The 9,502-nt window shown below is 37.0% G+C and carries 11 protein-coding genes and 4 pseudogenes; 5 read left to right on the top strand and 10 right to left on the bottom strand.

Features of this window, described 5'->3' with window-relative positions; translation table 11 throughout:
• Window positions 1-146: 146 nt before the first annotated feature.
• The 3 genes from M3205_RS24390 to M3205_RS24400 form a co-directional block, all read right to left on the bottom strand.
• Window positions 147-608: an STAS domain-containing protein gene (locus tag M3205_RS24390; RefSeq protein ID WP_251172245.1), complete on the bottom strand. Its 462-nt coding sequence runs from the start codon at window positions 606-608 to the stop codon at window positions 147-149.
• A gap of 31 nt (window positions 609-639) precedes the next feature.
• A complete protein-coding gene (locus tag M3205_RS24395) occupies window positions 640-1,014 on the bottom strand; it encodes a DnaJ family domain-containing protein (RefSeq protein WP_251172246.1) in 375 nt (124 codons plus the stop codon).
• A gap of 103 nt (window positions 1,015-1,117) precedes the next feature.
• Window positions 1,118-1,705 carry a peroxiredoxin gene (locus M3205_RS24400; RefSeq protein WP_396106390.1) on the bottom strand — a complete coding sequence of 196 codons (588 nt, stop codon included), beginning with the start codon at window positions 1,703-1,705 and terminating at the stop codon, window positions 1,118-1,120.
• A 122-nt stretch (window positions 1,706-1,827) separates the two neighbouring features.
• Here M3205_RS24400 and M3205_RS24405 point away from each other — a divergent pair, with 122 nt between their 5' ends.
• On the top strand, window positions 1,828-2,055 hold the full coding sequence (locus tag M3205_RS24405; protein WP_251172247.1) for a hypothetical protein: 228 nt from the start codon (window positions 1,828-1,830) through the stop codon (window positions 2,053-2,055).
• A gap of 38 nt (window positions 2,056-2,093) precedes the next feature.
• Here M3205_RS24405 and hutH read toward each other — a convergent pair whose 3' ends face one another.
• Window positions 2,094-3,587 carry a histidine ammonia-lyase gene (hutH, locus tag M3205_RS24410; protein WP_251172254.1) on the bottom strand — a complete coding sequence of 498 codons (1,494 nt, stop codon included), beginning with the start codon at window positions 3,585-3,587 and terminating at the stop codon, window positions 2,094-2,096.
• A gap of 356 nt (window positions 3,588-3,943) precedes the next feature.
• Window positions 3,944-4,792 carry an STAS domain-containing protein gene (locus M3205_RS24415; protein ID WP_251172248.1) on the bottom strand — a complete coding sequence of 283 codons (849 nt, stop codon included), beginning with the start codon at window positions 4,790-4,792 and terminating at the stop codon, window positions 3,944-3,946.
• A gap of 201 nt (window positions 4,793-4,993) precedes the next feature.
• Here M3205_RS24415 and M3205_RS26005 point away from each other — a divergent pair.
• Window positions 4,994-5,080 (top strand): annotated as a pseudogene (locus tag M3205_RS26005) (toprim domain-containing protein); the annotation flags it as partial.
• Here the strand turns inward: M3205_RS26005 and M3205_RS26070 are convergent.
• The 5 genes and pseudogenes from M3205_RS26070 to M3205_RS24440 form a co-directional block, all read right to left on the bottom strand.
• Window positions 5,075-5,248, bottom strand: a pseudogene (locus M3205_RS26070) (IS110 family transposase); the annotation flags it as partial. The pseudogenes M3205_RS26005 and M3205_RS26070 overlap by 6 nt on opposite strands.
• 703 nt (window positions 5,249-5,951) lie before the next feature.
• Entirely contained in the window at window positions 5,952-6,122 is a 171-nt protein-coding gene (locus tag M3205_RS25840) for a disulfide bond formation protein B (RefSeq protein ID WP_311315754.1), read from the bottom strand.
• Between the two features lie 22 nt (window positions 6,123-6,144).
• Window positions 6,145-6,546 carry a thioredoxin family protein gene (locus M3205_RS24430; RefSeq protein WP_251172250.1) on the bottom strand — a complete coding sequence of 134 codons (402 nt, stop codon included), beginning with the start codon at window positions 6,544-6,546 and terminating at the stop codon, window positions 6,145-6,147.
• Between the two features lie 388 nt (window positions 6,547-6,934).
• A complete protein-coding gene (locus M3205_RS24435) occupies window positions 6,935-7,507 on the bottom strand; it encodes a hypothetical protein (protein ID WP_251172251.1) in 573 nt (190 codons plus the stop codon).
• A gap of 5 nt (window positions 7,508-7,512) precedes the next feature.
• The gene (locus M3205_RS24440) at window positions 7,513-7,722 is read right to left on the bottom strand and encodes a hypothetical protein (RefSeq protein WP_251172252.1); all 210 of its coding nucleotides are present in this window, start codon (window positions 7,720-7,722) and stop codon (window positions 7,513-7,515) included.
• Between the two features lie 294 nt (window positions 7,723-8,016).
• Between M3205_RS24440 and M3205_RS24445 the strand changes: the two are divergent.
• From M3205_RS24445 to M3205_RS24455, 3 genes and pseudogenes are all read left to right on the top strand, one after another.
• A pseudogene (locus M3205_RS24445) lies at window positions 8,017-8,244 on the top strand (alpha/beta fold hydrolase); the annotation flags it as partial.
• Between the two features lie 758 nt (window positions 8,245-9,002).
• A pseudogene (locus M3205_RS24450) lies at window positions 9,003-9,119 on the top strand (helix-turn-helix transcriptional regulator); the annotation flags it as partial.
• A complete protein-coding gene (locus tag M3205_RS24455; protein ID WP_251172255.1) occupies window positions 9,106-9,336 on the top strand; it encodes a hypothetical protein in 231 nt (76 codons plus the stop codon). The pseudogene M3205_RS24450 and the gene M3205_RS24455, both read left to right, overlap by 14 nt.
• Window positions 9,337-9,502: the final 166 nt, after the last annotated feature.

Here is a 9,502-nt window from a genome sequence, read left to right on the forward strand (position 1 = left end):
GAATTCATTATAAATATTCTTACTCATGAAAAATCCTCCGTCCTATTGATTAAATCTATTGAAACACAAAAAACCCCAGAAAGGGGCACTTTTTTATAAGTGTCCAGTATCTGGGGTATAGTTCAAGGAGAGGAGTCTCTTAGAATTTATACCCTTTGAAAGACGAGGCTGTTTATTTTCATTAAATGCTTTAAAGCCGCCTGGAAGTTAGCGTGGGTTTCAGCATTTAAATCAATGCCGGACAAGACAATTTCCTTTATCAGCTGCGGGGTCATTCCTACGAAGTAAGGCTTAACTCCCATGAGGTTAATCGAATCAGTCAGGTTGCGGATTTGCTCTCCAAGTTCAGAAAGGCCCATCTGCTCTATGCGGTCGACCGTAATATCGGTAAAATCGATGATGGCAAATTCAATGTCATGTTCTTTAATATGATTCAAGATCTTGGCTGTGATTTTTTCGAGTCTTTCTGCCATGAGCAGGCCGGTAACGGGCACAAGGATCGTCTGGGGAATGATTGATGGAATAATGGGTGCCGTAATATCCGCTAGGGCTGCCTCATATTCCTCCACTCTTTTTTCAAGGACCTTTATATATTCATCTTTATTCATGTATTCTCCTCAATTCCAATCATCTAATTCACTAGAGTAATTTATTGTTTATTTTTTCTTCGTAGTTTTTAAAAAGGGATGAATTAGTGTTTTGCCTTCTTTTGGACATCATACTGTTATAACGGAGCAGCTTTTCGTTTAATTTCTTCTGCAGGTTCTTTTTTTCTTCCTGGTCATCACAGTTCTTCATTAAGTCTTCAATCGTCAGCATTTCCTTTTTCACCTGGTTTTCTTCATCAGTGAATCCGGCGTTCTTCATGATGCGATAGGCCATGCGCAAGTTCTCAGGAACAGAAGACAATTCATCAGGCGGCAGCGGTTTTCCATATCCCGGCAGATTATCAAATTCTCCGTCCTTATGAGCCTTTTTGATCCGATCTTCAGAAAGTATAGAAAAAAAGTCCACGCAAACTCCCCCTCCACTTCATGTGTACTTCATATTATATATTTTCGGCGCCGCTTATTAAAGTAATTATGTATTTTGGAGGAGAAACCTTCCGCCTCCTCCTTTAGATTTTACCTATAAAATTCGGATCTTTGTTAATCCCCTGCTGGCCGGGCTGCCAGTTTGCAGGAACACCCTTCCCTGTCTGCTGTGCATATTGAATGCCCTGCATGATTCTGACATGTTCATGCAGATTTCTTCCGACTTCCTCGGGATAGATGAGCTTTGCCGCAATAATGCCATTGGGGTCGATAAAAACGGAGGCCCTGATGGCCGCTCCTGACTTTTCATCAAGTACCCTATATGCTCTGCTTATTTGATGTGTCCGGTCACTGACCATTGGATAATTCACGTTTTTTAATGACGGAGATGTTTCCTTGAATACTTTATGTGCATATACACTGTCCGTACTGATGGACATGACTTCACAGTTTAAGGCTTTTAAATATGGGTTCACAGCGGCGACCGCCGCCAATTCTGTCGGTCAGACAAATGTAAAATTACTCGGATAAAAAAACAGCAGGACCCATTTACCAATATAATTCTCCAGATTAACTTTTTTTATTTGATGATCAATCACAGCATCTGCAGCAAATACTGGTGCACGGTCTCCCCGTCCCGCACAGAACACGGAAGCATACGGATCATTCACGGCTGTCCCCCTCCTTTTCTCTTTCGTCTTTGCTCTATATACTTATGCGGCCAATGGAAAAGTTGAACGGAAAATATTGAGCAAACCAGGCATACATAGTCCTGATGCTGGAGGGAAAAATAGTGGAAGAATGCAAATTCAATAATGAAAGGAGCCTAATTATGTCACGCGGTGTCCATTTTAACCATAAAAGGAAGCATCATCCGGGGGAATTTCCGGAACACACATTGGTTGAGCGTCATACCACTGAGGCACAGGAAGATGAAGAATTGCTTGTAACGCAGGAAGCGTTTAAAAACCGCTTTGAAGAAGATGAAGCTAAGGAACTTGAGGAAAGAGCAAAAGAATAAGAAGTCAGGGGCCTGAATAATGTTCAGACCCCTGCATATTAGATTGCGTCTATTTCCACTTCTTTCAGCCAGCCCGCGCATGCTTCAATATCCTTTGAAAATACGCGGTCTTTTGCGATGGAAGGCACCACCTTCCTAGCTTCTTCATAAAATCGTTTAGTTTTATCAGCCATTTTATCAGTGCCGCGGAATTCTGCTGCCTGAAGCGCGCAAATCACCTCAATAGCCAGCACTTTATTGACATTCTGGATAATCTGGTACGCATGTCTCGACCCAATTGTTCCCATGCTCACATGGTCTTCCTGGTTCCCGGATGAAGGAATCGAATCCACACTTGCCGGATGGGCAAGTGTCTTATTTTCCGAAACAAGGGATGCTGCTACATATTGTAAAATCATTGCACCAGACTGCAGTCCAGGCTCAGGGCTTAAAAATGGCGGCAAGTCACTCAGCTGAGGATTAACAAGCCTTTCAATCCGGCGCTCTGAAATATTTGCCAATTCTGCCACTGCGATTTTCATGAAGTCCATTGCCAATGCGATTGGCTGCCCATGGAAGTTACCACCGGAAATGACGCTTTCCCCATTTTCAAAAATTAGCGGATTATCTGTGGCTGCATTCATTTCGATTTCAAGCTTTTCTTTTACATAGTCAAGAGCCTGCCAGGATGCTCCATGCACCTGTGGAATGCAACGGATGGAATAGGCATCCTGCACGCGGATTTCGCCCTGTTTTGTGATTAGGCTGCTGCCAGACAGGTATTCCCTTATTCTTCTGGCCGTATCTACTTGCTGCTGATACCCTCTTGCCTGATGGATGTTCTCATCAAACGCATCAATGATGCTGTTCAAGCCCTCCATTGTAAGTGCCGCAATCAGCTCACTTTGATAAGCGATTTTTTCCGCCTCCAGATAACCAATGACTCCCATTGCCGTCATTGCCTGTGTGCCGTTAATGAGGGCAAGCCCTTCCTTAGCCTGCAAGGTTACAGGCTCTATTCCTTCCTGAACAAGCACTTCAAACGCAGGCTTCCTTTCCCCTTTGTAAAACACTTCCCCTTCTCCCATTAGTACTAATGCAAGATGGGATAGAGGAGCCAAATCCCCGCTTGCTCCAAGAGAGCCCTGTTGCGGAATGACAGGATGAATACTTTTATTCACCAGCGCTAAAAGCGTTTCGATCACAATCGGACGAACGCCTGAGAATCCTTTCAATAAGGCATTGGCTCTTAAAAGGAGCATAGCTCTTGAGACAGACTCTGGGAACGGTTCCCCTACTCCGCAGGCATGCGACCGGATTAAATTCAGCTGAAGATCCTCGACATCTCCCTGATCAATTCTTACATCACTGAATTTCCCAAAGCCCGTGTTTATTCCGTATATGACTTTCTCTTCACTTACAATTTTCTTCACGGCTTCATGGCTGTTTTTCACACGAAGCATGCTTTCCTCTGATGCTGCAGCCTTTACTCCTTCAAAAAGAACCCGTTTGACTTGAGACAAAGTAAGGGTATTTCCATTTAAAGTAACCACCTTGTTCTCCTCCCTGTGAGTTAAAGTCATCATCGATTCTGTCAATTTTTCCATTTTATATCCTCCCCGGTACATTAGCGAGATAAAGAAAAGGCTGTATCTCAAACACAGGTTTGAAATACAGCCTTTTTTAGAAGATTATTTACAGTATCTGTTGTCAGATGTCTCATCTTTATCACAGCCTATTTTTATTATATTTTCTGAATATAATTAATTTTATGTGTCCTATTGAGGGATGTCAATGATAATTTCCCATTTTTTAACAAGTTAGATTGTTAGAATGGTAACACAGTAAAGTGCGTATTATTATTTCCATATAAATAGCCGGCAGTTTTACCGGCTTTTCCCTGTTCTTCCTATCCTATGTTTTCACCCTGTCTTTTTAAAGCATGTTTTAATTTTCCATAAGTTTCAATCCCCGTGAAATCCAGGCCGAGCTGGATGGATGTCTGGGCAACCTCAGGGCTGATGCCTGAGATGGTGGATTTGACTCCTAATAGCTTGAGAGCTGTCGTTAAAGAGAATATTTGATGGGCAACCATCGTATCGATAATGGCAACACCAGATAAGTCAATAAATAAATGTTCAATATTTTCTTTTGCACACTTTTTTGGAATTTCCTCCAGCAGGATTTGCGCACGCTCGGTGTCAATATCGCCGATAAGCGGCAGAACAGCTGTGTCATCATTTACAGGAATGACGGGAGTGCCGAGTTCATTGATCAAACTTTGCTGGGCAACAAGCCTTCTTGTCGTCAGTTCATAATACTTTTCCGCAAATTTGTTGATTAGCTTATCGAAAGCCCTATTAATGGTCTTGCTCCATATTAATACATCATCTGTTGTTACTTCAGACTGGTTTTCTTTAATGAATTTTTCAACAAAGTGCCAATAGGTTTCCCTTACAGTGCTTAAAGCACCAAGTACTTGAAAAATAGGAGTACTCGTGTCCACTCTGCTCTCAGCTACAGTCCTGGCCCACTCCTCCATATCTTCACTAAATACTGCTTCATCATCAAGTAAAGCGGATGAAATGGTACGGTTGGTAAACGTATTTTGTTCTCTCAGAAGTTTTTCGAAAGTAGGGTCTGCATCTGCAGAATAAATGGAGCCCTTCTGTTTTTCCCTTAAAGTCATCCACAAATCTGTAATATTCTTCAAATTCTCCTGTATGTAATCATATAGAAGCTGGTTTTTTGAGTCCATTCTTTTCACCTTGTCTTTCTATTTGTCAGCAAACTATTCTATTCATTGTAAAATGAATCGGGGTGAATGAAAAGTAATACACCTTTTTCAGCATCTACCTCATTTTGTCCAATCTGACGTATCCCATTACAAATATGAATGATTTTCCGCCATACTTAATTAGTATACAAAAGGAACTGAATGGATTTGAAAGGAGTCATTATGAAATCACTTGTTCTTGCTGAAAAACCCAGTGTTGCCCGTGAAATCGCCCGGGTGCTGGGATGCCGGCAAACTCATAAAAGCTGGCCTAACCCCAGTATGTCCCTCTATCTCTCTCAAAAAAAAAATAAGCGAATCTAAATCCTCCTTGGTATGCTTTACACTGAAACTTTTCCCGAACGGCTTGTCTTTATCTAAAAAGGCTTGAACCTCACTTTCTCCTTTGGCTACATCTAGGCCAATGACTGGATTCATTAATATCTCTCCCTTAGTTTTACTCACCAGTAACCCCTATACCTTCCTGTAGTTCCATAGCTTCGCTTGTTATACGAGATCATTTGTCCCAACCAGCCTCAAACATCATTCTACAAGTAGGGGGCGAACAGTTTAGTTGACGAGATCTAACTCCCACGCACCCGTACGTTCTACCCTGGCTACTGAAATAATAGGTCCTATAAAAAAAAGAGCAACCAGTAAAAACTGGTTAACTCTATAATACGAATTCACCCTATATACAGTCTTCGAGTTTTATATCTGGATTTCCTTATCGCTGTTCCTTCCGTACTTCTAATAGGTAATTCTTGATGACACAATCTCTCCCACCATGTTTTTCATACCACTCATTAACTCTACTAACATGGGTTGGGAAAATCGGCTTTTTTCATTCCAAAATTCTCTTAGCGTATATTTTCCGCGTTTGTTGGTAGGACCCCTTATTAAAATATGTTATTTATTGTTCCATAACAATGAAAGTGTGATTAAAGTATATGCCGTAAATGAAAGTGTTGGAATGGTGATAAATCCAAGCCAATTTATATATGCTGCTAAACAAGATTCTCCTAATCTACATGGCTCTAAAGACTGAAAAATGTTCGTTTTCTGTAGAAATACATGATACATGGAGATGAAAAATCCAGGAATAGATAATAATAACGTGTATTTTTTTATAAGCATTACTTCATTTTTTAAGTGTGCTAGACCAAGTAATAGTGGAATCGGATACATTAATTATTCTTTGCCACCAACAAAGTTCACAAGGAATATAACCCTTAATTTCACTAAAATATAGGCTTCCTAGTGTAGCTGTTAACGATACAACAAAAGGAATAACTAATTGATTTCTATTCATTTTATAAGCACTCCATAGTTCCTTACTTTAAAAACTCCAATAGCTCTTTGTATGGAATATTACCTGTCATTTTACCAACCTCGTTTCCGTCCTTATACAATATTAAAGTCGGAGTTACTGAAATTCCGTATTGTTTAAAAAAGTCTTTGTTATTATTTTCATCTTTCGATACATCCAAAGCAAATAATTCCACATTAACTTGGTTTAAAGCTTTATCTAATGTCGGAGAAAATTCCTCACAAGTATGACAATTTGGTGAATAAATATAAACATAAAAATCTTCTTTAGGGTTAATTTTATCTTTATAATCTTCTATAGTTATATCATCATATGTAATTTCTTTCCCTTTGATATTTTGAGTGACAACCAAAACTAATACTATTAAAAATACCGCAATAAAAAAAATAAAACCATTTTTCTTCATTATTTTGTATACTCTCCTTTACCTATAACAAGCATTTATCAAAAAACCGATTTCCTAATAAAGAAAATCGGTTTTTTGATAACTCTTTTTAATTTCGTAACTTAACTTTACGCATTTGATTGTTTCTTAGTGTTTATGATTGCAAATATTAACGCCAGTAACAATAACACTGAATGTAAAACATAGAATAGTATTGAATAAGCTGAATTTAAGAACAATGCTAACCCTGCTGCAGCACTTGAAAGTAGAATTAATACCACGACCTTATTCGATCCATTCTTATTATTTCTGTATTTAAAAGCAACAAACAATATAAGTGTTATAGAAACTAAAGAAATTATGGTCAAAATTATATCCATGGTTAAGCATTCTTCCCTTTTAGTTTATTTTATTTCCAGTTTAGTCCAAAACAAGTTGCAATGGCTCCAGTGCTCATTCCTAAAGCACCAGCTAAACAAGGAACGCAAAGTACTCCTGTCATGCATGCTACTGCGCAAATATTACCTAATTGCCAGCCAACAACAGATGGAAGGCCAAGACATCTTATAAAGCCGCCGAAATTAAGTCCAAGTGGAGTTATACCATCTTTAAGAGATTCTTTATATTCATCATAAGTATAAAAGGCTTCATTAGTTACTTCGTTAAATTCCTCTTCTCCATTAATATATAATATTGTTTGGAAAGTTCCAATATCGGATTTTTGAATTAAAAGTTCACTGTAGGTTTCAACTTTTCCATTAGTATCAAAATGAATTGCGACATTGCTAATTTCATAGTGATCTGAGCTTTTTACAGGAATTGTAACTGAATACAAATCATTATCTGTATATTTAACAACTTTAGCTTCTTGATAATCTAAGTCAGAGTCTGAAGAATTAATAACAACTTCCTCATTTTCAATAATTACTTGAGCATTATCTATCCACTCATTTCTTTCAGATTCTTCATCAACTTCCACCATTTTATCTAAATAATAGGAAAAATCTTCTTCAAGCTGTTTAAATGGATCTTTTTCTGATTTAGCAAATATATTCCCCGTTGGAAACGCTTTTCAATCTGTTCTTCAAATTTCGCAAATTGATTGTCAGCTGCATTAGCCGTTGTATCAAAATAAAAAGAACTAAATACTAAAATTGATGTCATTAAAAACAATATTGATTTTTTAAAAAAGCTCACAAAGATCTCCTCCTCTTTTAGTATAAATAGTAAAAAAATATAAAACTATCTCTTTGCCTCCTTTCTTCTCCTAATATTTACTACTTTTCTCAACAAAATACCTTTTTATTTCCATTTTTTAAAAAATGGAAAAATATGTCCAAAATATATCCAAATATGTAAAGTGGTAATAAGATTCTCTTACAAAAATTTTAAAGTGTTAGAGTCATAACTTTCTAAGTTTTGACTCCTGATTTAAGAAGGATGTTTAATTGAATAAAATATTTACTTAATAGCTATTATGAGGAGGACTTTATGCATAGCTGGGAGAGAAGGTTATTAAATACATCTCGTGGGAAATTTGAAGTATTTATTAAAGGTAAAGGAGAACCCCTATGTGTTACACATCATTACTCGGAGTACAATGAAACAGGAGATTATTTTGCAGAGACTTTTACAACGACCCATCAAGTATATTTAGTCAATTTAAGGGAAACTGGGTACTCTGAAAAAGCTCATGAATTTTATCAGTTGAGTATGCTTCCTTATTTAATAGCCAATGTAAAAACTCCATTTTGAAAATAGATTGATCAAAATGGAGTTTCTCTTATTAACTAAGTATGAGATTTTTATAAAAAAGTTTGATTATTTTAATACTCCTTATTCCATAAAAGCACCCGTTACTTTAAGTACAACCTTTCACAAACTTACTTTAATCGTCTATAGTTTAATAAGATTGTAAATGCTTTTTTATAATCGCTTTGTTACAAAAGCTCCTAAACTAATTATTATGTATAAAACCATCAAGCAAACGATTAACATACCCGTTTCAATTAAGTAGACACCCATTGAGTATAGAATTAATAAAGCAGCTCCACTACCAAAAAGTACAACATAAAGTACAATCATAAAATAACGTTTCATCAGTATTACACTTCGTTCATCAAACCTTTTACACTGGATTTATGCAATCCTAAAAAGGAATGAGCAGTTCCTAGATATGGATTAATCAACAAGAAAAGGCGGCTAATGAAAAACCTTCCAAAAGGTATTTGGAGGGTTATTTGGCGTGCCTTCCAAAGTATAATACGGAAGAAAAAAATTTTTAATAAGAAGTTCTTGACTCCTATTAGCTGGTTTACTTTAAGACCAGCTGCCGTACCAGGCAGCTTTTTCTTATTTAACAAAAGGGGCAGGTTAGCACAATAAAATTCTCAATCGCATTCACCGTTTGACGTGTAATTTGTAAATCTTCAGCCATTTTCAACAACTGAATGTAAAGATATATTTACACTCAGTTGTTTTCGAATAAATATAATCCCAGTCTAGAGTTGGCTTTAAAATTAATAGAATATTTTGATGTACCAATTGAGGAATTGTTTTATTTAGAAAAATCAAAGGGTGATGATGGTGAATAATAAAATCATATTTATTCTTATTTGGGCATTTATAATTGGATGTTTATTGATAGGTGGTTATTTAGGAATTTATATTATTGGGAAAGAAACTGGTGAATACAACGATTTGGCTATTCCAATGGCAGTAGGTTCAATCTTAGGTATTATCATCTATTTATTTTTTTCTAAGTGGAATAAAAAAAGAAATGGAAATGTTCCACGTGATGTATTCTTATAGCTGATTCATGAGAATTTGTGAAAATCTTGAAGTCATCCGCATATCTGATGATATACATTTGTTTGAGATTCGTTTTCTTTAACGCTCTAGTCTTACTATTAGGTGCATAAGAATGTTTTAGTTTTAAGCATTCCCATTGGTTAGCTATCCACCAATCTAAATCATT

It is taken from the genome of Cytobacillus firmus, from assembly GCF_023715565.1.
Classification (GTDB): Bacteria; Bacillota; Bacilli; order Bacillales; family Cytobacillaceae; genus Cytobacillus; species Cytobacillus firmus_C.